A 25,425-nucleotide genomic window follows, 5' to 3' on the forward strand; every position below is an offset into this window, starting at 1 on the left:
CATATTTTTTGTAAAGTTACAAAATATTACGAAGCAGGTTCGCCATGGGTTATCCCATACTCTGTTTCGGAGATCATATAATCTACTACTTTTGTGAGGTCACCAGTTTCTTTAAAGATTCTGAGCTGTCGGTCAGCACCGGTTCCGTTTTCAAGGATTTTCCATGCATATTCAACTTCTTTTCTGCAACCAAGATCATCTACAACGTCATCGATAAACTCCAAAAGTTCTTTTAATAAATGTGGATATGGTACAGATTCTTCTTTTCCGAAATCGATCAGATGAGCCTCAATACCGCTTTTGGACGCACGCCATTTGTTCTCATTCAATAGTAGTCTTCTGTAGCTCCTGAAACTCAAATTTTGTTGGTGAAGTTTATAGATTTTAGCCACTAAACTCTGCATGATTGCGGCAAGACAAACAGTTTCATCAATTCTTAAAGGCATATCACAAATCCTGAACTCAATGGTAGGGTAGAAAGGATGAACACGAAGATCCCACCATATTTTCTTGGCATTGTCAATAGTTCCTGTTTTTACGAGAAGATCCACATAACTGTCAAATTCTGCTAATGAGTTAAAATAACTCGGAATGCCGGTTCTCGGGAATTTCACAAAAATTTCCTGTCTGTAAGATTTAAAGCCTGTATATCTTCCAATCCAAAATGGAGAATTGGTGGAAAGGGCATAAACATGGGGTAAAAAATAACGCATTACATTCTGGATCCTTACGCCTTCTTCACGATTAGGAATTCCAATATGTACATGAAGTCCGAAAATAAGATTTTCGCGTGCTACATCTCCCATATCGTCCACGATTTTTACATACCTTTCTCCTTGAGTGATATTATTATCAGACCAATGTGAGAAAGGATGCGTTCCGCCTCCGGAGACACGCAATCCTTGTTCGTGAGCGATATTGATCAGATGTCTTCTTAAACTGGTTAGTTCAGCTCTTGCCTCCTGAATGTTCTGACAGATTCCGGTTTCCATTTCGATCATGGATTCGTGCATTTCATGTTTTAAGTTTTCACTCAAAACGGCTTTTCCGCCTTCAATGATCTTGGATACATGAGAAATAAGATCTCTGCTTTGAACATCAATGATCTGATATTCTTCTTCGATTCCAATAGTAAACTGATGCATTGTGTTGTGTTTTTTAATTATTTTTCATGTTATTTTATGGAATCCTTCACAAAGGTACCCCAAGTGATATTGGGTTTTCCCGGAACATATTGCTTTGCTTTTTCTACGGCTAATTTTGCTGCATGTTCTACAATCCATGCGAAATTTTCTTCACCTACGGAATTTCTGTCTGCATCGGGAGCCGGATTACAGAAGTCGATGGCATAAGGAATACCGTCTCTTACGGCAAATTCCACGGTATTGAAATCGTATCCCAGCGCTTCATTCATTGTAATGGTGTAATCATGAATGGTTTGCAATAATTTTTCAAGCTCTTCGCCTTCGGTCTGATGCGTGGTTGCATATCTTAGATGAGGCGCATTTCTAGGTTCATAAGGCATGATGTGAACATATTTTCTGCCAAGACAATACACTCTGTAATAATCATCAAAAATAATCTCTTCCTGAACCATCATTACTAATTGTTCGGTTTCTCCCAGCTTATTCCAGAGATCATCCGGATTTTCTATTCTGTAAACGTTTTTCCATCCTCCGCCATCATGAGGTTTCATATAAGCAGGAAATCCTACATAGTTGAATATATATTCCCAGTCGTGCGGAAATTTCAGGTTTCTGAATGAAGTCTCTGATGTATTGGCAGGTCTTTCATGTGATGGAAGTAAAACGGTCTTAGGCAATGGGATTCCAAGTTTGCTCATCAATGCATTATTGAAAAACTTTTCATCAGCACTCCACCAGAACGGATTATTGATGACGTAAGTACCGTTAAGTGCTGCATTTTTCAGATATGCTCTGTAAAAGGGAACATCTTGTGAAATTCTGTCAATGATTACGGCATAACCATAGTCGGCACCCTGTTCAAGTTTGTCAATGGTAACAGGTTCTGCAACGATATCTCCACCTCCCAGTTCATTTACTTTATCAATAAATGCCCACGGAAACGTGTCCTCCATACCGAATAGAATTCCTACTTTTTTTGTCATAACTTTTGTTTTTTAATGGTGTATATTTTTTCTATTTTATCTTTTTTGTGATGAAAAATGAATTTCAGCCCAGAATTTAAATTATTTCGCTTCTTTAACCAACCCCTCAAATCTTTGATTTGCCACCCCTCCAAAAGAGGAGAATATCAAGTCTTCAATGGTGGCGGTAAAATTGAAAATCTTTGATTTTCAAAAAAACTTAAATGCACTTCTCAAACAGTTAGCAGTTGCTTAAAATAACTAAGTGTTAAAAACTTTTGTGCATTTTGTGGTTAAACTCTATCCGATTTAAGAGAAATAAGCTCCGATAAAGGTCGGAAAAACCATTCTCCACAACGGCCAGTCATGCCCGATCCATTTTCTTTCATCATACCAGAACTCAATTCCTTTTATTCTTAATATTTCAGCCATTTCAATATTTTTATCCTTACAGATATCCTGATCAGAAGTACTTAATACAATATGCATATGCTTATATTTCCATGCTTCATCATTTCTTACAAACTCTCTTGGACAATTGAAGTAAACAAGATCATCTGAATAACCATCCATAAAATTCCTTATACTGAATGCTCCGGAGAGACAAAACAGATGCGAGACAATATCAGGAAATCTGAACGCAAAATTAGCAGCGTGATATCCTCCGAAACTAGATCCTGCAACGGCTACACGATGTGTTTTGTGAAGCTTCTGGATATAAGGAACAAATTCATTGATCAGAAATTGTATATATCTTTCATAGTTTTTTATCCTTTGCTGTGGAGAGATCTTTTCATCATAAAAACTCCAGCTGTCAATGGTCTGGATATTATAGAGCCTTACTTTTCCTTGTTCTACAAACCAGTTGATGCTTCCGTTAAGGTGGAAATCATGATTTTGGGTATATTGTCCCTGAGAAGTCGGAAACATAATGATTGGATGTCCGTCATGTCCGGTAACTTCTACCTTAAGGCTTGTTCCCAATATATTGGAATAGTATTCGGTATGTTCTATGTGAGGCATTGACTTATTTCTTTAAAGTTATCTTAGCTACTCAGTTTATTGCTTTTAGGAGGGAGAATATTCAACATTTCGGCATTGATCTTTTCTGCAGTATGGTCTAATCTTTCCTCAATAATTTTTGAATCATCGGATTTATAAACAATTCCGACGTGATAATCTATCGGAAGAAACCTTACAACTTCTTCACATTCAAAGTCACTGTAATTCGGTTCTTTATCTTTAATTAAAGCAATAATTAACCCTGAATAATAGCCTGTAGGTGGTGTAATATAATAGTTTTTATTACGTAGAAGCGCATCTTCAATTTTTGCCCATTCTCTCCATATATTAATGCTGCTAGAAGCTTCCACCAAATCTGGAATATGTGCGCCGCCTACTCGAGAAGACGTTTCAAGGAAATACCATTTTCCGTCCTCTTTTCCTTTTATGAATTCTGTATGTGTAGCTCCGTTGAGAAGTCCAAAACTGGAAAGTACTTTAGCATTGATCTCTTCAAGCGCTTTGAACTCTTCAGAATATCGTCCCAGTGTTTTAGATCTGAAGACACCGCCTTCATGAGAAACCTGCATAGGAGGAGCCAGATATTTTGAAGAAGAAGTAAATACAATCTCTTTATTGAATGTAAGGCTGTCTACATGGTAAACATCTCCCGGTTTAAAGCTTTCCAACAAGAAAAGATGACGTTCTTCACCTAGTTCATTCAAAGCCTCGTGAAGCTGTTCCTTGGTTAAAATCTTTTTGATCCCTGAGGCAGAAGCTTCTGAGCGTGGTTTCAAAACCCATGGAGCAGGAACTTTATCTACAAATTCATTCACGGTATCATCATTAAACACAGCGGTAAATTCCGGAACATTAATCCCGGAATCTTTGGCTTTTTGCCGCATGGCAAGTTTATCTCTGAAATAGCGATGGGTAGTTTGTCCCATTCCCGGAATACGGAAAGTCTCACGGATTAGGGCAGCCTTTTCTACATCATAATCGTCGAGGGCTACTACTGCGTCTACTTTTCTGGTTTTCATCAGGTGTGAAAATCCCTGAATCAAATGTTCCAGATTCCAGACTGATGGTTTCAGTTCGGGCATATAAAACACCTCATCAATGGCATGCCATGGCCAGTTTTTTTCTTTAAGATTCTCTGATGTTACTAAGATGATTTTATTACCGAGCGTCTTCATTTCGTCCATGAAATCATAGCCCTTGTAATAGCACGAAATACATACTATAATTTTCTCCTCCATATAATGTTTTTTAGTTTTTAATGATTTTTCAAAAATAAAAGCATTTCTTTATTGTTTGATTAATACTAAAAAACAAAATATGATGCGCTTTTGAAAAATGTATAATCAAGTATACAGAGAATTTTTGTAATAAACTAATTTTTAGTGATAATTTTCGATTAAATCAACCAATAACTGAACTCCATAACCAGTGCCGGCTTTTTCCTTAGCATATCCTACACTTCCAAAGGCTACTCCTGCTATATCTAGATGTGCCCATTTAGGGTGATTTTCAATGAATTGCTCAAGAAATTTAGCAGCAATGATACAGTCTCCAACAGGCTTTAAAGACATGTTTTTCAGATCTGCTACATCAGATTGTATATCATCTTTCCAGATATCCCATAAAGGGAGGTTCCATAGCCTTTGATTGGTTTTATCTCCGGTCTTAATTAAAAGATTTTTCAAATCTTCATCGTTCGAAAACATTGCAGCACAAGTATCTCCAAACATTCTCACCGAACTTCCCGTTAAAGTGGCAAGATCAATCAGGAAATCTGTTTTGTAGTTTTTGGCAAGATAGGAAAGTCCGTCCGCAAGGATCAGTCTTCCTTCTGCATCAGTATCAAGAACTTCAATGGTTTTTCCGTTATAAGCAGTAATTACATCACTTGGGAGCAGTGCTTTTTCAGAAATGGCATTGTCAGTAATTGGAAGAATGGCAACAATATTAACAGGGAGTTTCATTTCTGCAGCATAGATTAATGTTCCCAGCACAGCAGTTGCACCACCCATATCGGATTTCATATAATGAAGATTTGTGAAATCTTTCAGGGAAATTCCTCCGGTATCAAAAAGAACGCATTTTCCTACTAATCCGAATGTTTTGGCATTTTTGACCGTAGTTTTATATTCCAAAATTGTAAATGCAGCGTCATGGGCACTCGCCTGATTAACGGCAAGATAAGCTCCAAGTCCTAGTTCTTCACATTTTTTCCTGTTAAAAGCCGTATACTTTAATTCGTATTTTTTGGCAACATTTTTAAGATACGAGCTGAAGATTTCTGCTTTTTTAAGGTTTGCAGGTTTATTCATCCAGTCCTGACAGGCAATCTGTCCATTACTCAATGCTTCGGCTTTCTGTTCAATGACATCCAGTTTTTTCTGACTTAAATTTTCAAAATGAAGTTCAAATTTTGTATTCCAGAAAGGATGATTTTTTTCAAAAGGATAATTGTAAGTTCCTATTAAAAGCCCTTTTACAAACTCTTCAAATTGTTTTTCATTAAGGAAATCGGCAAGCATTAAAGTTGGAACTGCCTGTAGTTTTTCCTTCTGGGCTTGTGAAAATTTCAATGCAACCTGCTGAATCTCAAAATTCTGTAAAGTAGCTTTTCCTAATCCAATAAAATAGGTAATACCTTCTTCATGAGCATTGATAAATACCTCATGCTTTTTTCCGGTAAAGAATGTAGGGATATTTTTATTGAAGTTTTTACTTGCTTTTGTCCATTCTTCTTCTGTGAATACATGGAAAATCTGAGTATAATTTTTATTTTTTTTATTAATTAATTTCATAACGTCTAGTTCTTAATGCTTTTTTGTTGCGGTTTTACTTCTACAGGGTTTTCCGTATTGTCATAGAACAGCCATTCAATAGCTCTCGGGAATTCCTGCGACCAGTAAAACTCACTATGCGTTCCTTCCGGATTAATGCTGGTTCTGAATTCAAAATCGAAAAGGTTCTTTTTCTCCCATCTTTTCAGATATTCTTCAAAAATATGAATTCTTTTGACCATTTTGGAGCCTTCCTGTCCGCCACCGTATAAATATATTTTTGTCTTAAAAGGTATTCTGAAATTCATCATCGGAAAATTATTGTTCGGTTCTACCCAAAGAGAAGGTGAAAATATCAATAATTTCGAATACACCTCAGGATAGAGGAAGCCGCTGTAAATACTGATTAATGCGCCAAGAGAACTTCCGCCGATTCCTGTATTGTCGCGGTCTTTTTTGGTGCGGTAATTCGCGTCTACATAAGGTTTTAAAGTGTCTGTGATAAAACGGATGTATTTTTTTCCTTCTGAACCGTTTGCAACGTTATCATTATCAAAAATGTATTCCTTGATTCGATCTTCACTTCCATGTTCTATAGCGATAATGATGATATCACCACGTCCGTATTCTGCAAGAAGAGAAAGTTTCTTATCAATTTCCCAGTTTCCGAAACCACTTCCTTCATTAAACAAATTCTGAGCGTCCTGAAGATACAGAACAGGATAATATTTATCAGAAATATGGTAATCATAAGGAAGTACTGCCCAGATTTTACGGTAGCGGTCAAGCTGCGGAATGTAAAATTTTTCGGAAATCACTTCAGCGGTGGGAAAAAACTCTTCTTTAAAAGGTCCCCAGTTTAATCTCCATTTTTCTACCTTATCAGAGGTTTTTTCTATAGATTTATCTGCTTTTCTGTTGGGTGTTATATTTCCATGCTTATCCAGTTCAACGTTTTCCCAGCCACCTTTTGTGAACTTATACTCAATATCATCCGGAAGTGCCTGGATATCTATTTCTATAAAATAATTTTCAGGATCTGTCTGCTGAAGCTGGTAATTATAATCTTTTGGGTTCCAGTTATTGAAATTTCCGGTGATAAATACTGGTCTGTCATCTTTTTCTTCAGTATAAAGTTCAAACCTCATCATGGGTGTTTAATATAAAATTGTTTGTTAAATTTATAAAAAAGTTTGTTTTGGAATCCTAAAAAAGTGAATTTAAAAATGATATATTTGATAAGCAGACAAAAGAAGGAGACTGGCTTGATAATTATTTGATGAATAGTTAACCGCTATTGTCAGTATTTTTCGTAGTTTCAGGGAAAAAATAAATACAAACGGATCTTGATGAATTCTGTTAAAACCTATACGCTTTTTACCGATCACGATGTCTATCTTTTTAAGGAAGGTAGGCACTATAAGCTGTATGGTAAATTTGGTTCACATTCTGTTGAAAAAGATGGCGTAAAAGGAGTTTATTTTTCAGTCTGGGCACCTAATGCAAAAAAAGTTTCTGTTATAGGAAATTTCAATAATTGGAATCATAAAGATCATATTTTATTCCCAAGATGGGATGGTTCAGGAATCTGGGAAGGTTTTATTGATGAGCTAGCCTGGGGAACCTTATATAAATATGCTGTTGAAACGGCAAGAGGTGAAATTTTAGAAAAAAGTGATCCTTATGCATTAAGCTGGGAACAGAATATTCAGGCTGCATCATTAGTTTCTACCACTTGGTATGAATGGAATGATAAGGAATGGATGGAAAGCCGATGGAAGAAAAATAGTCTGCAAGCTCCTATATCTGTTTACGAGCTTCATTTAGCTTCATGGATAAGAGATGAAAATGATCCTAAACGTTTTTTGAATTATCGGGATATCGCAAAGAAACTTGTTCCTTATATCAAAGAAATGGGTTTTACGCATGTAGAGCTGATGCCTGTAATGGAATATCCGTATGATCCAAGCTGGGGCTATCAGATCACAGGATTTTATGCCGCAACTTCACGGTTCGGATCCCCACAGGATTTAATGTATCTGATTGATGAACTTCATAAAAATAATATAGGCGTTATTCTGGATTGGGTACCTTCCCATTTTCCGGGAGATGCTAATGGGCTGTATCGTTTTGATGGATCTCACTTATACGAACATGAAGATCCGAAGAAAGGCTTTCATCCTGACTGGAAGTCCTATATTTTCAACTATGGGAGAAATGAGGTTAAATCTTTTCTGATTTCCAATGCAATGTTTTGGCTGGATCGTTATCATGCAGACGGATTGCGCGTAGATGCAGTTACCTCAATGCTTCATCTGGATTATTCAAGAAACGAAGGCGATTGGGAACCTAATATATATGGTGGAAATGTAAATCTCGAAGCTAAAGCCTTTCTACAGGAGTTCAATACTGCTGTTTATAAAGAATTTGGAGACAGCATCATGACCATTGCCGAAGAAAGTTCAGATTTTCCTATGCTTACCAAACCTGTGCATGATGGCGGAGTAGGTTTTGGAATGAAATGGATGATGGGGTGGATGCATGATACGCTCGATTATTTTAAAGAAGATTTCGAAAACAGGAAATATCACCATCATAAACTTACGTTTGCGTCCATGTATATGTATAATGAAAATTATATGATGCCTTTGTCACATGATGAAGTGGTACATGGAAAAGCAAGCCTTATTTACAAAATGAAAGGGGATGAATGGCAGAAATTTGCTAATCTCCGTACCTTATATGTTTATATGTATACCCATCCGGGGGCAAAGCTGCTTTTTATGGGTGATGAATTCGGGCAGACGGGTGAATGGAACTTTACCCAAAGCTTAGACTGGGACTTATTAAAATATCCTGTTCATAAAGGATTGCAGAATTTGGTAAAGAAGCTCAATCATTTATATACAACAGAGTCTGCTTTTTACGAAAATCAGTTTGAAAAAAATGGTTTTGAATGGATAGAGGCAGATGATCTTGAAAATTCAGTTTATGTTTATCTTAGGAAAGGAAAAAGAAAAGATGATGTCTTGATGACAGTATTAAATCTTGCTCCCAAAGTCCTGGATTATAAAATAAAAATTCCTGGCGGAACCCATTGGGAAGTCATTTTTAACTCTGATCATGAAGAATACAACGGAAGCGGAGTAGAAGCAGAGATCATAGGAGAAAAGTATGAAGGAGATCACGAAAAGTTCATGACTATAAAACTTCCTCCATTGGCAGGAATTATTTTGAGACAGAAAAAAGATAAAAAGTATAAATTACACAGAATCAAATACAAAAGATAAAAAATGGTTATTTATCACTTAAGTACAGAATGTTATCCGATTGCTAAGGTAGGAGGTCTAGCCGATGTGGTGGGAGCTTTACCCAAGTATCAGAATAAAATAAAACAAGTCAATGCTAAGGTTGTAATGCCCTGGTACAACAAACCTTTTGTTTATGACCATGAATTTGAGCTGGTGTTTGACGGATTCATTCACCAAGGACCCAATATGTTGCAGGTTCAGGTGATAAAAGAAAAATCTGACGTATTAGGATTTGAGCTTTATATGGTGAAAATTCCCGGACTGCTGGATAGAGACAACCCATACGGATATCAGGATGAAAGCTTTCAGTTTCTTGCCTTTCAACAAGGCGTATTGCATTGGATGTGTGCAATGGAAATAAAACCGGATGTATTACATTGCCATGATTACCATACAGGATTAGTCCCTTTTATGGTTGAAAACTGTCCTGAATTTCAGTTTTTAAAAGGAGTGAAAACAGTCGGAACCATTCATAATGGAGAGTATCAGGGAATGATGAGCTGGAACATGGCGAATTATATGCCTTCTTTTGACTCTTATAAATGGGGATTGATGGATTGGAACGGAATGATAAATCCATTGGCAAGCATGATCAAATGTGCTGATGCCTTTACGACAGTCTCCGAAGGATATCTGGAAGAACTGTTTATAAGCTTCCGCGGATTGGAAAGTCTTGTTCGTCAGGAATTCGGGAAAGCCTATGGAATTATCAACGGAATTGATACAGAAGTCTGGAACCCTGCAACCGATCCGATGCTTGATTTTAATTTTAATCATGAAAATGCTGTAGCTCAAAAGAAAAAGAACAAGGAAAAACTGTGTAAAGAATATGGTTTAAAGCCCAACCTTCCATTATTTGCCTTTATTGGTAGATTTGCTACAGAAAAAGGTGCAGATCTTCTTCCTGATGTTGTCTGGAAAAGCATTAAACAAAGCTATGGTGCTTTAAATATTATGATATTAGGCTCAGGAAATACCTATATTGAAAATAAATTAAAGGAATACGATTATACCTATACCAATTTTGCCCTTGATCTGGGATATAAAGAACATCTTTCACATAAGATCTATGCATCTGCCGATTTTCTGCTGATGCCCTCAAGAGTAGAACCATGCGGACTGAATCAGATGTATTCCATGAGATACGGAACCATTCCGGTAGTGAGATATACAGGCGGATTAAGAGATACCGTAGAAGATATTTCAACAGGAGGAGCCGGATTGAACTTTACCTATGCAGGAGTGGATGATATCGTACATGCGATGAATAGAGCCCTCGGAATCTATAATCAGAAGAAAATTATGGAAGATCTTATTCATGCCAATATGAATTTTGATTTTTCATGGGAGAAATCTGCAGAAAAATATATAGCTTTATATAGAAACTGAACCATCAGTAATTAATAATGTATAACCGCAGTGATTAATTTGAAGTCGAAATAAAAAAAATCAGACTTTATAAACACCAAAAAGATAACCGTTACACTAATAAAATAAAAACGCAAGATATTTATGAACCGAAATGTAATCTCTATTGTACTGGGAGGAGGCAGAGGCACAAGATTATTCCCATTAACGTATACAAGATCAAAACCAGCCGTACCCATCGCAGGGAAATACAGGCTTGTGGATATTCCTATTTCAAACTGCCTGAACTCAGGATTGAATAAAATTCTGGTGTTAACTCAGTTTAATTCCGCTTCCTTAAATTCACATATCAAAAATTCTTATCATTTTGATATCTTTAGTCAAGGATTTGTAGATATTCTTGCCGCTGAGCAGAACGTCGAAAACGATAGCTGGTATCAGGGAACAGCGGATGCCGTACGTCAATCAATGAAACATCTTGAAAAATATAATTATGATTATATCTTAATTCTTTCCGGAGATCAGCTCTATCAGATGGATTTCAGAGAAATGTTGGATTTTCACATTGAAAACGGAGGCGATTTGACCATTGCTACTATTCCTGTAAATGCTAAAGATGCCACAGGTTTTGGGATATTAAAATCTGATGATGACGGAAACATTACCTCTTTCTATGAAAAACCTGGCTATGATATGCTGGATGGCTTACAATCCGAAGTTTCAGACGAAAATAAACATAAAGGAAAAGAATTTTTGGCTTCTATGGGGATTTATATTTTCACAAAGACTATCCTGAAAAAAATGTTTGATGAAGGAGCCGGTGATGATTTCGGAAAAGATATTATTCCAAACTCTATCGGAAAATACAAAACGCTAAGCTATCAGTATGAAGGATACTGGACGGATATCGGAACAATAGAATCATTCTACGAAGCTAATCTGGATCTTTGTCTGGATCTTCCACAGTTCAATCTTTTCTCCTCTTCACCTATTTATACAAGAGCGAGAATGCTTCCGCCATCAAAAATTAACGGTTCATACGTAAGTAAGGCAGTTTTTGGAGACGGATGTATCATCATGGCAGACAAAATTGAAAATTCGGTGATTGGAAACAGAACAAGGATTGACAAAGGAAGTACGATTGTTAATTCATATGTAATGGGTGCCGACTTCTATCAGAATACTACAGAAATTGTAAGGAATGACAGAAAAGGACGCCCGAATATGGGAATTGGCAAATACTGCTATATTGAAAAAGCTATCCTGGACAAAAACTGTTATATCGGAGACAACGTAAAGATCATCGGTGGAAAACATATTCCGGATGGTGATTATGGTACCCATTCCGTACAGGATGGAATTGTTGTCGTGAAAAAAGGCGCTATTCTTCCTCCGGGAACTCATATTGGGTGATAAATTAAGGAAGAGGGAAGCTGGAAGTTATTGCAGTCGAAGTGATGGATATGGTTTTTCTTTATTGAAAAATTTGTGAAAATTGAGCTGGAAGAGGGAAGCTGGAGGCTGGAAGTTATTGCAGTCAAAGTGATGGATATAGTTGTTCTTTATTGAAAGATTTGTGAAAAATTGGGCTGGAAGAGGGAAGCTGGAGGCTGGAGGCTGGAAGTTATTGCAGTCGAAGTGATAAATATGGTTTTTCCCTTATTAAAAGCTTGTAAATAATAATTTTTAATAGAAGGAAGGTTAGTAATCATTGGAATAACAGTAACTTCCAGCTTCCCTCATCCCGCTTCCAATCTTTAAATAGGTTAATTATTGTTAAACATAAAACAAGAGTGAGCAGCATATTGTTCACTTTTTTTATTTGTATTACTTTTGTGCGATGCGTATTTTTAAAATATTAACTGTAATTATTGTTCTTTTAGGAGGAGCCTATGCTGCTTCCATGTATTATTTCGTGGATGAAAGCAAGAATTTTACTGTAGAAAAAGAGATTGATTATCCCGTAGATAAAGTCTTTGCACAGTTTAATAACCTTCAGAACTTTACAAGGTGGAACAACTTTTTTACCAGCTCACCTACGATAGATATAGATTATTATACGCCATATGAAGGGCAGGGAAGTGCCATAAGCTATGTAGATCCTAAAAATGATACAGATGGAGAAATGTTCATCCGATACGAGAATCTGAACAAGACCCTGAAATATCAGCTTTTTGAAGATGAAAACGAAAATCCGACCTTAGTAGACGTTAAATTCAAGGCAATTTCTGCCGAAAAGACCAAAATTACATGGTATGTGCATACTCCGAAACTTTCTGTTTGGAGAAGGGTGGAAAATTTCTGGACGGAAGATCGTTTTGCTGAAAATATCAATAAAAGTATGGTCAATCTTAAAAATTCATTAGGAAATAAGGTTGAAAAAGATAATCAGATGGCTGCGATTAAATATGACAGTTTAATGGTAGAAAATGAAGAAGACAAATTGCTGCTTGGGATCAATGTAAGTACTTCCAATAAGAAGGATGCCCTTTACAAAAATATAGTGATGAACTATAACAAAGTTTACAATTTTGTAACGATGGATCTTGGAAAAAGAGATGATGAATTCGGGTATCCTATTCTGATGACTGATGCCGACAATTACAAAGATAAAGAGGTTTCTTACTTCCTTGGAATTCCACTTTCCAAGAAAATTGGAGTATCGGATAATAATTTCAATTTTAGATCCGTAAATCCTTCACAAAACTACGTGATGTACTACAAAGGAAGCTACGAAGGACGAATTAAGGCAATTCAGCAGCTTATTCTGAAAGCCAAAAAAGACGAGATGCGCTTCGGTGATATCCGTCAGACCTTCATAGAGCGTCCAATGGAAGGACAAGAGGTGAACATGAAGCTCTCATTATCAGTGTATAAGTAATTTTTTTTAACGGTTTCAGACTGTTCTAACTCGGTTTTTTTTATTAAATTTGAAGATTAATTCTACAAATAAATTTTAATAAATAGATAAACTGTAATAATGGACAGATTTTCATTCCTAAACGCAGCTCATTCTCAGTTAATTGAGGATTTATACCAACAGTACTTAAAATTCCCGGATTCTTTAGAACCATCATGGAAAGCCTTCTTCCAAGGCTTCGATTTCGCTTTAGAGAACTACGGAGATGACGATAACATCCAGTTTATTCAGACTTCGGTCAACGCTGCTCCGGCAGTACAACAGATTTCTCAGGCAGTATCAAGCGGAGAAGTTCCTGAACACATCAAGAAAGAATTTAAAGTAGTAAACCTTATCGAGGCTTACAGAACAAGAGGGCACCTGTTTACAAAAACAAACCCGGTTAGAGAAAGAAGACACTATACCCCTACTTTAGATATCGAAAACTTCGGTTTATCTACAGCAGATTTAAATACAAAATTCAACTGTGCTGTTGAAACAGGAATGAAAGAGCCTGCTACTTTGGCAGACTTGATCAAGCACCTTGAAAATATCTACTGTGATTCTATCGGGGTAGAATATACATACATCAACAACGTTGAAGAAAAAGATTTTATCAAAAAATGGCTTCAGGTAAATGAAAACCATCCAAGCCTTTCTGCAAACGAAAAAACAGAAATTTTATTAAAATTAAATCAAGCCGTTGCTTTTGAGAACTATCTTCACACAAAATTTGTAGGTCAGAAAAGATTCTCATTAGAAGGTGGTGAAACATTAATCCCTGCTTTAGACCAATTGATCTCAAGATCTTCTCAATTAGGAGTAGATGAAGTAGTATTGGGTATGGCACACAGAGGAAGATTAAATGTATTGTCAAACATCTTCGGGAAATCTTACAAGCAGATTTTCTCAGAATTCGAAGGAAAAGAATTCGAAGAAGATGTATTCTCAGGTGACGTTAAATATCACTTAGGATCATCTAAAAAGATCAAAACAGCTTCAGGAGAAGAAGTTTGTATCAACCTTACCCCAAACCCATCTCACCTTGAAACAGTGGCAGCTCTAGTAGAAGGAATCTGCCGTGCGAAAGTAGACGATAAATATAAAGATTATTCTAAAGTATTGCCAATCATCATCCACGGTGACGGTGCTATTGCAGGACAAGGTATTGCTTACGAAGTAGCTCAGATGATGACCCTTGAAGGATACAGAACAGGAGGTACTGTTCATATCGTTGTAAACAACCAGGTATCTTTCACCACCAACTTTCTGGATGCGAGATCTTCAACATATTGTACAGACATTGCAAAAGTTACAGAATCTCCTGTAATGCACGTAAATGCTGATGATGCTGAAGCAGTAGTTCATGCCATTCACTTTGCTGCAGACTATAGAGCTAAATTCGGGAAAGATGTTTATATCGATCTATTAGGATATAGAAAATATGGTCACAACGAAGGGGATGAGCCAAGATTTACACAGCCTAACCTTTATAAGGCAATTTCTAAGCACCCGAACCCAAGAGAAATTTATAAAGATAAATTAATCAACGACAGCGTAATTTCTAACGATATTATCAAGAAAATGGAAGTTGATTTCAAAGCCCTTTTAGATAAAGACTTTGATGCTTCTAAAGAAATTGAGAAAAACGTAATGGATCTGTTCATGGCTGATGATTGGGTAAACTATCCAATCGGAAAAAGAGGAGCAGTTCAGTTACCTGTTGATACAAAATATGACTTAGCTAAATTGAAAGAGTTGGCGCTTAAAATGTCAACACTTCCGGCTGATAAAAAGTTCATCAACAAGATTACTAGACTTTTCGAAAACAGAATCAAGGCTATTGAAGGAAATTCATTAGACTGGGCATTAGGAGAGTGGTTGGCTTATGCTACATTGCTTGTGGAAGGTCACAATGTAAGAATCTCCGGGGAAGATGTAGAAAGAGGTACATTCTCTCACAGACACGCTGTTGTAAAAACAGAAGATACAGAAGAAGAATACATTCCATTAAGACATGTTTCAGAAAGCAGATTTGATGTATTCAACTCTCACCTTTCAGAATACGGTGTTCTAGGTTTCGATTATGGATATGCAATGGCTTCTCCAAATACATTAACCATCTGGGAAGCTCAGTTCGGAGACTTCGTGAACGGTGCTCAGATCATAGTTGACCAGTACCTTGCTGCTGCAGAAGAAAAATGGAAAATTCAGGACGGTTTGGTAATGTTATTGCCTCATGGTTCAGAAGGTCAGGGTGCAGAACACTCTTCAGCAAGATTGGAGAGATTCTTAACACTTTGTGCTAATGAAAACATGGTGGTAGCAAATATTACTTCTCCTGCTAACTACTTCCACTTGTTAAGAAGACAGTTGAAATGGGCATTCAGAAAACCATTGGTAGTAATGAGCCCTAAATCTTTATTGAGACACCCTAAAGTAGTTTCTCCACTTGAAGATTTCGCTACAGGTTCATTCCAGCCGATCTTAGACGACCCAACTGCAGATCCTAAAAAAGTAGAAAAATTAGTTCTTTGTTCAGGTAAACTGTACTTCGAATTATTAGCGAAGAAAGAAGAATTAAACTGTGAAAATATTGCATTAGTAAGATTTGAACAGCTATATCCACTTCAAACGGATGCTATTGAAGCCATCTTCAACAAATACGAAAACAGAAAACAATTAGTGTGGGCTCAGGAAGAACCTGAAAACATGGGAGCTTGGTCTTATATCTTAAGAAACTTCAGAGATACAGGAATCCAGGTAGTTTCTCCGGTACCAAGCGGTGCTCCGGCTCCAGGTAGCCACAAAATGTTTGAGAAAAACCAAAATGCAGTGATCAACAGAGTTTTCGATAGAGACGATGCCCCTGCAAAAAGACCAGTTACAGCTTAATTTAAATAATAATCAATTAAAAAATAAAAAATACTCGATATGTCAGTTTTAGAAATGAAAGTTCCTTCACCGGGCGAATCAATTACAGAAGTTGAAATTGCAACTTGGCTTGTAAAAGATGGTGATTATGTAGAAAAAGATCAACCTATCGCTGAAGTAGACTCAGACAAAGCAACTCTTGAATTGCCGGCAGAACAAAGTGGTATTATCACTTTAAAAGCAGAAGAAGGTGATGTAGTACAAGTAGGTCAGGTAGTTTGTTTAATTGATATGGATGCTGCAAGACCAGAAGGTGCTGCACCAGCTGCTGAAGCTCCAAAACAAGAAGAAGCTCCGAAAGCGGCTGAACCAGCTAAACAAGAAGCTCCAAAACCAGCTGCACCAGTTGCTGCACCTCAAACTTATGCTACAGGAGCTCCATCTCCTGCTGCTAAGAAAATCCTTGACGAAAAAGGAATGAATGCTGCTCAGGTTTCAGGAACAGGAAGAGACGGAAGAATCACTAAAACTGATGCTGAATTAGCAGCAGTTCCTGCATTAGGAGGAAGCCCTCTTACGGCTACAGGTTCTAGATCTACTACTACAACTAAACTTTCAGTTTTAAGAAGAAAAATCGCTCAAAGACTAGTGTCTGTGAAGAATGAAACAGCGATGTTAACAACGTTCAACGAAGTTGACATGTCTGAAATCTTCAGATTAAGAAAACTATATAAAGAAGAATTCGCTCAAAAGCACGGAGTTGGACTTGGTTTCATGTCTTTCTTTACAAAAGCAGTTACAAGAGCATTACAAATGTATCCTGATGTAAATGCATCTATCGACGGAGACTTCAAAGTAAACTACGATTTCTGTGATATTTCCATCGCAGTTTCAGGTCCTAAAGGATTAATGGTTCCTGTATTGAGAAATGCAGAAAACATGTCTTTCAGCGCTGTTGAAGCAAACATCAAAGATCTTGCTACAAAAGTAAGAGACGGTAAAATTACAGTTGACGAAATGACTGGTGGTACGTTCACTATTACAAACGGTGGTACTTTCGGATCTATGTTATCTACACCAATCATCAACCCGCCACAATCTGCAATCCTTGGTATGCACAACATCATCCAGAGACCAGTAGCTGTTGACGGACAGGTAGTAATCAGACCAATGATGTATGTAGCAATGTCTTATGACCACAGAATTATCGACGGTAAAGAATCTGTAGGATTCCTTGTAGCGGTAAAAGAAGGTATCGACAATCCTGTTGAAGTATTAATGGGTGGAGACGAAAGAAAAGGTCTTGGATTGTAGTTTTAATAAAATTATAATATAAATATATAATCTCGCCTTAAAAAAGGCGAGATTTTTGTATCTATTAAGAAAATACTATAATGATGTTTTCAAAAATGACTTCCAATATCAAAGTTTCAGTAATCCCTGAATATGATAGTAAGAATAGTTATCCATCCGAAAACCGTTATGTCTTCAAGTACAATATAACCATAGAAAATGACGGAAGCTTTCCTATAAAAGTACTGAAAAGAAAATGGCTCATCTTTGATGTAGGATTTGGATACACAGAAATTATTGGAGATGGAATTATCGGCTTGACTCCTGAGATAGGAACCAGCGAAAATTTTGCGTATTTCTCCAATGTGATGCTCCGTTCCGGTGTAGGAAATATGAGCGGAAAATACCTGGTTAAAAACCTTGAAACACAGGAGACTTTTGAGATTGATATCCCAAAATTTAATTTATTATCTGAAGTTTTGAGTAATTAAAATTATTCTTTAATAAATTGATGTCTACTAATACCACTTTGAGATTTTACTTCCATAAAGTAGCTCCCTCTTAGCAGGTTAGAGACATTAATTTCAAGATCAGAAGAAAGGTTTTGAAGTATTAATTTCCCTTCCATATCATACACTTTTACCCATTCCACATGATCTGTCGTTTTTAGATAAACGAAGCCTTCTTTTACAGGATTCGGGTAAATACTTATTGTTTTATCCGATAGTCGAGATTGGGGCTCTTTTGTACCTAAAACTCCAGATTGATAAAAAGCCTGATGTCCTAAGCTATTGGTTATAATGAGATTTCTCATCCCGCCATTATCCAAGATTTGATAGTTGTAGATATTGGAACCCATACTGAAATAATCATTGTATTTCGTGTGGAAAGCTATATTTTCCGGCATAGTACAATTGGTTGGAGCTCCAGTTCCATGAGACCAGAAATTAAAACTATTAGCTGTTATTTCGTTGTTATAGATTAATGCCCATATTGTAGTACCACAAATAGGACTGCTCATACTGGTTGTTGAAGCCGGAGGTGGAGGAGTGTTAGGAGTAGCTGAAAAAGTTAAAATAGGGCTTCCCATTTCACTGTTCTGAGGGAGAGGATAAGTAATATTATTTATTACAATTTTCTTTAGATTCCAGTCTGCACCGTGAAGTGCTGTTTGTGCATAGACAATAGTACCGGCAATTGCGGTAATGCATGATAAGAGTTTTTTCATGGTTTTTTGTTTTAAAGTTATAGTTTTTTTATATGATTTTTTAATGCTGAATCATTTATTTCATCATTTCTGGTAATAAATAGCTTTTCAAAGGCCAATAAAGATATTTTTGCACAAACCTCTGCATCAGCCCCGGCTCTGTGATGGGTAAAATCAATTTTATGATAGTCAGCCAATGGTTTTAATCCATATTTTGGCAAATAATTCCATGATTTTTTGGCAAGCTGAATACTGCACAGGTAATTAATACTGGGTGTAAACATTCCATAATGTTGAAGACACCCTCGCAAAACAGATGCATCAAAACCTGCATTATGAGCAATCATTAAACTCCCATACATCATATCCTGAGCTTCATACCAAATTTCATCAAACGTAGGAGCATCTTTTACATCTTGCGGCTGAATTCCATGTACTGCAATATTAAACTTATTAAAATAAGGAAAACTTGGTGGTTTGATCAGCCAGGTTTTAGTTTCTACAATTTTAGAATCTTGTACTATACAGATTCCCATCTCACATGCTGAACTTTTTTCGTGAGTTGCCGTTTCAAAATCTATAGCGCAGAAATCCATTGTATTAAATTATAAATTATTGTGAGTTTTCCGGTGGTTGTTTCGTTTTAAAATGTTTCAATTAAGTTCAAAAGTAACTATTATTTATAACTCCCTATAACCTGTTACTTCGTATCTTATTCCTATAATCTATTTACTTTTTTCCTCCCAAAAAGTGCTTGAAAATTAGCCATTTTGATTGGTAGAAGTCGTTTTTCTGATGTTTTTGACGAAGTTTCCATGTTCCCGGAAGTTGTCCGTAGAAACCAAAATGAGCTCTTACAATTGCCCAAAGATGAGGGAAACCATGTTTCAGTCCAAAATAAATTCCTGCTACGCCATCCAGACATAATCTGAAAAAAATAAGCCCTATTAATTTAGGAAAAGGAAGGTTTTTAAGCATCATTGACAGGTTGTTTCGGATATTCAGATAGGTTTTCTGTGCATTCTGTTTATTCAAAGTTCCGCCACCTACATGAAATACCTTAGATTTGCTTGTATAGAAAATCTTTTTACCAGTATTAATCAGTCTCCAGCAAAGATCAATTTCTTCCTGATGAGCGAAAAATCTTGCATCAAAACCGTTCTGTTCCCAAAAATCTTTTGAACGAATAAAAAAGCAGCATCCGGAAGCCCAGAAAATTTCTGCCTCATCATCATACTGTCCGTTATCTTCTTCCAAATCATCAAATACACGTCCTCGACAGTAGGGATATCCAAGATTATCTATCATACCGCCTGCAGCACCCGCAAATTCAAAAGAATTTCTATTGTTATAAGATAAAATTTTAGGTTGAATAGCAGAAATAGAAGTAGTATTTTTTTCAAACAGTTCAAGAACAGGATCTATCCAGTTTTCGGTCACTTCTACATCAGAATTAAGAAGACAGTAATATTCATTCTTAATTTCTTTTAATCCTTCATTATAACCGCCTGCAAAACCATAATTTTCATTGTTTTTAATAACTTTTACGGTAGGAAAGTGAGTATTCAGGAATTCTATAGAATCATCCGTAGAAAGATTGTCAATGACATAAATATCTGCATTTTGAGAAAATTGAACTACACCGGGAAGGAATTTTTCAAGCCAATTTCTTCCGTTCCAGTTTAAGATGGCAACCGCCAGTTTTTTCTGCATGTAAATCTATTTTTTTTCAGAATCAAAATTTTTGATAGAGTCCTGATACTTCCATTTTCTATGTGACCACAGATAGTTGTCAGGATGTTTGTGTAAAGTATTTTCCAATAGCTTATGGAATTTTTTTACCACTTCATTTTCTGTGAATTTTTCCTGATCCGGATAGATTCTGTAGTAATTGACCTGATAATAACCACGCTTTACTTTTTTCATCTCACAATAAATAAAAGCAAGATCCATTCTCGTTGCCAATTTATCATATCCTATAAATGCAGGAGTTCGTTGATTCAGAAACTCCAAACCATAACTCACATGAGAAAAATGAGGGGTCTGATCTGCAACAAACATATAGATAGAATCACCATTATTAGGAGATTTAAATATATTTCTGATTACCTCATTAGCTTCAAGTGCTTCATTTCCGAATTTATTTCGGACTTTTTTCATCTGATTTTCCCAAAAATTACTGTTTACCTTTCTGTAAACCGGATGACAGTGCTTTTGCGGGACAATTTTTGCCAAAGCATTTATCCATTCCCAGTTAAAGACATGACCGGCAAGTAAAATTATATTTTTACCCTCCGCTTTCACCTCATGAAACAGATCCTGATTGATGTGCTGCATTCTCACTCTAGCCTCAGTTTCAGAAATACTGAATGATTTTATTGTTTCTACGAGATAATCGGAGAAATTACGATAGAATTTTTTTCGGATTTTTCTGATCTCATTTTCAGATTTATCCGGGAAGGAGTTTTTAAGATTTTGGGTAATCACCTTTTTTCTGTAACCTACCAGATAATAATTTAGGAAGAAAATAACATCCGAGAATACATACAATATTCTAAGCGGAAGTTTGGAGACGAAAAATAATATTTTAATTAAGAAGCTCATAAAACACGCAAATTTAGTGATAATAAAATTATGGTTCTATTTTTGCTGAGAGATAAGTATTATTTTTTTACTTTTATGTTATGAAAAAATTGACATTGATTGCTTTTCTGGGATTAAGCTCCCTTGCTTTTTCACAAGAAGTGACGAATTTACCGGCTCAACAAACAGAGCAGGATGCTAAGAAAAAAGCTGCAGAAGAGAAAGCTAAACTTCCTAAACCTTATAATCCAAAGGCTGATGCACAGGCTGATATTAAAAAATTAGTTGCCCAGGCTAAGAAAGAAGGGAAACAAATTCTTATTCAGGCTGGTGGAAACTGGTGTATCTGGTGTCTTCGTTTCAATAATTTTGTACAGGAAACTCCTGAATTGAAAGAAATTGTAGATAAAAAATATTTGTATTATCATTTAAATTATTCTCCTGATAATAAGAATGAAAAGACTTTTGCCCAGTATATCAATATTAAAGAACAGCAATTCTATCCTTTCTTTATTGTTTTAGATAAGAACGGAAAGAAAGTTCATGTACAGCAAAGTGAAGTGCTGGAAGAAGGTAAAGGATACAGCAAGGAAAAGGTTAAAAAATTCCTTGAAGACGGAAAACTTCTTTAAAAAGAATTTTATACCAGATAATCTAAAAAGAAAAGGTTGTTTCCGAGAGAAACAACCTTTTTCAATTTATTGGATTTATTTTTTTAATTATAGTTCAACTTGGGTCAATCGTGTTTAAAAAAATTATAATAGTTTTTTTATCCAGCTTAATTTCTTTTCAGAATAAGGCGGATATTTTATATTCGGTTCACCCCAGGTTGCTTTTTCAAGAATAGATTTTTGATGTGAAAAGGCTTCAAAACCGAATTTTCCATGGTAATTTCCAATTCCGGAAGTTCCTACACCTCCAAATGGAAGATTATCATTGCTTAAATGCATCACCGTATCGTTGATACATCCACCACCAAAAGAAAGCTTTTGGGTAAAATGTTCTTTTTCTTCAGAATTATTAGTAAAAAGGTAAGCGGCAAGTGGTTTTTCAAGTTCAAGAATAGCTTGCAAAGCACTGTGATAATTTTTAAAACTGATAACAGGAAGTAGAGGACCAAAAATTTCGTCCTGCATGATTTCATCCTCCCAATCAACATTATTAAAGATGGTAGGTTCTATAAATCGGTTTTCTTCATCAAAGTTTCCTCCGAAGTATATTTTATCATGATTAATAAGCTTTGTTAAGCGCTGGAAATTTCTTTGATTGATAATTTGAGGATACTGATCTGCCTCGGGGCTGTATTGAAATTCTTTAATATATTTTCTCAACATTTCCAGAAATTGTTCCTGAATGGATTCCTCAACTAATAAGTAATCCGGAGCAACACATGTTTGTCCGGCATTCAAAAATTTTCCCCAGACAATTCTTTTTGCAGCTATTTCAAGATTAGCATTTTGCGTTACAATGGCTGGTGATTTTCCGCCTAACTCAAGGACAACGGGTGTTAAATGTTCTGCGGCAGCTTTATAAATGATCTTTCCTACTTTGGTACTTCCGGTGAAGAATATTTTATCAAATTTTAGTTTTAAGAGGTCTGTCGTTTCATCAATTCCGCCTTCGTATACGTACAGGTATTCTGATGGAAAGTTTTCATTGATGATTTGAGACATTGCTTTCATTGTATTTTCAGCAATTTCACTGGGTTTCAAAATACAGCAGTTTCCGGCAGCAATGGCAGCAATGACGGGCGATAGGGATAATTGATAAGGATAATTCCATGCTCCTATCACCAAAGTACAACCTAACGGGTCAGAATGAATTTTACTGCTTCCCAGTTGATTTACCAGATTTGTACTTACTTTTTTAGGCTTTGCGAGAGCTTTTAAATTTTTCAGATAGTAATCGATATCTTTTATAATAAAGGAAATTTCTGTAGTATAAGTATCAAATTTTGATTTTCTAAAATCTTTATAGATCGCTTCATACAACATATTTTCCTTGGAAATAATAAGATTTCGTAGTTTTTCAAGATACATTTTTCTGAAGGCAAGACTTTTGGTTTGCTGTGTTTTAAAAAAATCTCTCTGACTCTGTAAAACTTTTTCAATTTCCATACGATAGCTTTTAAATCCGGGGATGATATTGTTATGAAAAGCAAGCAACAATAAACTAGCCAAAGTGAAGTGAGGCTGGTAGTTATTTTTGACGTTTGGGAAATGGACTTTATTTTTGGGTCGTTTTATAGAATAGTTATTAAAGTATACTGGAGTTATTCTTTCAGAGTTTCAGAAACTTCTTTTCTTCCAGCCTCCAGCTTCCTTCTTACATAATATTTCTAACTGCTATTCTAACCGGATGATAAAGGAGTAATAGGAGAGCTGTAATTAAAGCCAGCCAGAACAATCCTGTAAATATTTCCATGTTGGATAAAAGAATAGATTGCGCTGTTATTTTTGCTTTAAAAGCTCCTGCTGTCATAGAAAGTGATTCATTGACAGGTAATTTTGAAATCTGAGCTCCGAAAATCTGATTCCATTGACTATAGAACACAGGATTAGTGTCGGTAAGATTAAAACTTAAAGTATCAGCATGTTTTAAAGTTAAAAATAGCATTAAATTTTGCATTAAGGCATATCCAATGGCTGTTGTCCAGAAACGCGTTGTAGTTCCAATGGCTGTAGCATTGGAAACGTACTCTTCCGGCATTCCTGAAATAAGGAAGAAAACGAGCGGCGTAAATAATAATCCTTGGGCAACACCCTGTAAAAATAATGGCGGACATATCGTGGAAAGGGTAGTATCCGGATAAAATGTATAAGTAAACCATGCACAATCTATCGCCAATAACAGAAATCCTGTAAAGAAAACGATTCTGGAAGAAATTCCTTTTACCAGACAGATTCCTGATAAAAACACCCCCAAAAGGGTTCCGGCAACGTTCCAGTATTGAATATTCACAATATAATCCCATGGCCATTTCCAGACGGTAGCCATAATGCTGTAAACATTGTTTAATCCGGATCGGATGATGTAAAAGATGAAGAAGAGAAACATCCCAACAAGTACATTTTTTGAGCTGAAAACTTCATAATGAAATAAGGGTCTTTTAGAATTTCTCTGTTTTAGCATAAATAAGCCTCCTGAAAGTAAAAATATGAACAGACACATGATAATAGTATCGGATTCAAACCACATCAGTCTTTTTCCGTAAATGATAGCGTAACCACCAGCCTGCAAACAAACCCAAAGTAAAAACCAACTGGTAATATCCAATTGATATAAAGGTTTTTTTGGAAAAAATCTGTTTCTATTAAAAATAGCGATTCCAATGATGAGAACAAAGACATGAAAGTAAACCATCATTAAAACCATATGCTGAAAATCATAATTTTCGATACTTGATTTCAATAAGGAAGTTGTTATTGTTCCACCGGTAAGCATAATAGCATACATCAAAAGATAGGCGAAAACCTTGGCGTGTTTTGTTTTTAATTCAGCAATAATTAAAGGAAGAAAAATAGCACCCTCCAGTAATCCGAAGATTCCTTCTAAAAATCGAATGACCAAAATGACATGGTAATCATTGGTGACGGATAAGACATAAAGAATAATCACAGAAACGGAAGCCATCAGCAAAACATAGTATTTTACGCTGAAATACGCCATAAATCTCTGTAAAACTAAAAGGGTAACCACAAATGTCCCGTACATCAAAATCATTAGGTATTGGATGTCATCTGAGTCAACATCCATAAAAGAAGATGTGAAGGCACTATTGGAATGTAACAGCGACAACAACATCAGGTGGGGAAACAATGCCAGTACAAGAAGCGGCAGTTTCAGCCATTGTGGTACCCATTTATGATAAACTGTATTATGTTGCATAGTTTTTTGAGAAGCAAAAAGGTAAAGGCTAAGAAAGCTTTTTTGCAATCCAGCCGTTTGGTAATGTTTAAAAATGCGAAAAGACAAAAGGGCAAAGG

At 36.0% G+C, this 25,425-nt stretch carries 20 protein-coding genes; 8 read left to right on the top strand and 12 right to left on the bottom strand.

The window, feature by feature from the left end:
• Positions 1-26 precede the first annotated feature (26 nt).
• From AC5YGG_RS08235 to AC5YGG_RS08260, 6 genes are all read right to left on the bottom strand, one after another.
• On the bottom strand, positions 27-1,145 hold the full coding sequence (locus AC5YGG_RS08235; protein WP_496144046.1) for a carboxylate-amine ligase: 1,119 nt from the start codon (positions 1,143-1,145) through the stop codon (positions 27-29).
• Positions 1,146-1,174: 29 nt separating this feature from the next.
• Positions 1,175-2,128 (bottom strand): ATP-grasp domain-containing protein, encoded by a 954-nt coding sequence (locus AC5YGG_RS08240; RefSeq protein ID WP_496144047.1) that lies wholly within the window; start codon positions 2,126-2,128, stop codon positions 1,175-1,177.
• 288 nt (positions 2,129-2,416) lie between these two features.
• Entirely contained in the window at positions 2,417-3,130 is a 714-nt protein-coding gene (locus tag AC5YGG_RS08245; RefSeq protein WP_496144048.1) for an alpha/beta hydrolase-fold protein, read from the bottom strand.
• A 23-nt stretch (positions 3,131-3,153) separates the two neighbouring features.
• Entirely contained in the window at positions 3,154-4,368 is a 1,215-nt protein-coding gene (locus AC5YGG_RS08250; protein ID WP_496144049.1) for an ATP-grasp domain-containing protein, read from the bottom strand.
• 141 nt (positions 4,369-4,509) lie between these two features.
• On the bottom strand, positions 4,510-5,925 hold the full coding sequence (locus AC5YGG_RS08255; protein WP_496144050.1) for a leucyl aminopeptidase family protein: 1,416 nt from the start codon (positions 5,923-5,925) through the stop codon (positions 4,510-4,512).
• A gap of 5 nt (positions 5,926-5,930) precedes the next feature.
• Positions 5,931-7,052 carry an alpha/beta hydrolase-fold protein gene (locus AC5YGG_RS08260; protein ID WP_496144270.1) on the bottom strand — a complete coding sequence of 374 codons (1,122 nt, stop codon included), beginning with the start codon at positions 7,050-7,052 and terminating at the stop codon, positions 5,931-5,933.
• A 201-nt stretch (positions 7,053-7,253) separates the two neighbouring features.
• Here AC5YGG_RS08260 and glgB point away from each other — a divergent pair, with 201 nt between their 5' ends.
• The 7 genes from glgB to apaG all read left to right on the top strand — a co-directional run bounded on the left by glgB (position 7,254) and on the right by apaG (position 18,140).
• Positions 7,254-9,194: a 1,4-alpha-glucan branching protein GlgB gene (gene glgB / locus AC5YGG_RS08265; RefSeq protein WP_496144051.1), complete on the top strand. Its 1,941-nt coding sequence runs from the start codon at positions 7,254-7,256 to the stop codon at positions 9,192-9,194.
• Between the two features lie 3 nt (positions 9,195-9,197).
• Entirely contained in the window at positions 9,198-10,604 is a 1,407-nt protein-coding gene (locus AC5YGG_RS08270) for a glycogen synthase (RefSeq protein WP_496144052.1), read from the top strand.
• Between the two features lie 123 nt (positions 10,605-10,727).
• A complete protein-coding gene (locus AC5YGG_RS08275; RefSeq protein WP_496144053.1) occupies positions 10,728-11,996 on the top strand; it encodes a glucose-1-phosphate adenylyltransferase in 1,269 nt (422 codons plus the stop codon).
• Positions 11,997-12,423: 427 nt separating this feature from the next.
• Positions 12,424-13,464, top strand: a complete 1,041-nt coding sequence (locus tag AC5YGG_RS08280; protein ID WP_496144054.1) for an SRPBCC domain-containing protein — start codon at positions 12,424-12,426, stop codon at positions 13,462-13,464.
• Positions 13,465-13,563: 99 nt separating this feature from the next.
• Positions 13,564-16,377 (top strand): 2-oxoglutarate dehydrogenase E1 component, encoded by a 2,814-nt coding sequence (locus AC5YGG_RS08285; protein WP_496144055.1) that lies wholly within the window; start codon positions 13,564-13,566, stop codon positions 16,375-16,377.
• A 39-nt stretch (positions 16,378-16,416) separates the two neighbouring features.
• Positions 16,417-17,670: a 2-oxoglutarate dehydrogenase complex dihydrolipoyllysine-residue succinyltransferase gene (gene odhB, locus AC5YGG_RS08290; RefSeq protein WP_496144056.1), complete on the top strand. Its 1,254-nt coding sequence runs from the start codon at positions 16,417-16,419 to the stop codon at positions 17,668-17,670.
• A gap of 80 nt (positions 17,671-17,750) precedes the next feature.
• The gene (gene apaG, locus AC5YGG_RS08295) at positions 17,751-18,140 is read left to right on the top strand and encodes a Co2+/Mg2+ efflux facilitator ApaG/CorD (protein ID WP_496144057.1); all 390 of its coding nucleotides are present in this window, start codon (positions 17,751-17,753) and stop codon (positions 18,138-18,140) included.
• A 2-nt stretch (positions 18,141-18,142) separates the two neighbouring features.
• Here apaG and AC5YGG_RS08300 read toward each other — a convergent pair whose 3' ends face one another.
• The 4 genes from AC5YGG_RS08300 to AC5YGG_RS08315 all read right to left on the bottom strand — a co-directional run bounded on the left by AC5YGG_RS08300 (position 18,143) and on the right by AC5YGG_RS08315 (position 21,460).
• Positions 18,143-18,877, bottom strand: a complete 735-nt coding sequence (locus AC5YGG_RS08300) for a T9SS type A sorting domain-containing protein (protein WP_496144058.1) — start codon at positions 18,875-18,877, stop codon at positions 18,143-18,145.
• 17 nt (positions 18,878-18,894) lie between these two features.
• Positions 18,895-19,452 carry a 3'-5' exonuclease gene (locus tag AC5YGG_RS08305; RefSeq protein WP_496144059.1) on the bottom strand — a complete coding sequence of 186 codons (558 nt, stop codon included), beginning with the start codon at positions 19,450-19,452 and terminating at the stop codon, positions 18,895-18,897.
• A gap of 133 nt (positions 19,453-19,585) precedes the next feature.
• Positions 19,586-20,569: a glycosyltransferase family 2 protein gene (locus tag AC5YGG_RS08310; RefSeq protein WP_496144060.1), complete on the bottom strand. Its 984-nt coding sequence runs from the start codon at positions 20,567-20,569 to the stop codon at positions 19,586-19,588.
• Between the two features lie 6 nt (positions 20,570-20,575).
• A complete protein-coding gene (locus tag AC5YGG_RS08315) occupies positions 20,576-21,460 on the bottom strand; it encodes a lysophospholipid acyltransferase family protein (protein ID WP_496144061.1) in 885 nt (294 codons plus the stop codon).
• 80 nt (positions 21,461-21,540) lie between these two features.
• Here AC5YGG_RS08315 and AC5YGG_RS08320 point away from each other — a divergent pair, with 80 nt between their 5' ends.
• On the top strand, positions 21,541-22,071 hold the full coding sequence (locus tag AC5YGG_RS08320) for a thioredoxin family protein (RefSeq protein ID WP_496144062.1): 531 nt from the start codon (positions 21,541-21,543) through the stop codon (positions 22,069-22,071).
• Between the two features lie 123 nt (positions 22,072-22,194).
• Here AC5YGG_RS08320 and AC5YGG_RS08325 read toward each other — a convergent pair whose 3' ends face one another.
• On the bottom strand, positions 22,195-23,556 hold the full coding sequence (locus AC5YGG_RS08325) for an aldehyde dehydrogenase (protein WP_496144063.1): 1,362 nt from the start codon (positions 23,554-23,556) through the stop codon (positions 22,195-22,197).
• A 208-nt stretch (positions 23,557-23,764) separates the two neighbouring features.
• Positions 23,765-25,327 (bottom strand): MFS transporter, encoded by a 1,563-nt coding sequence (locus tag AC5YGG_RS08330; protein WP_496144064.1) that lies wholly within the window; start codon positions 25,325-25,327, stop codon positions 23,765-23,767.
• Positions 25,328-25,425 lie beyond the last annotated feature (98 nt).

This window comes from Chryseobacterium sp. CS2K3 (assembly GCF_059515185.1).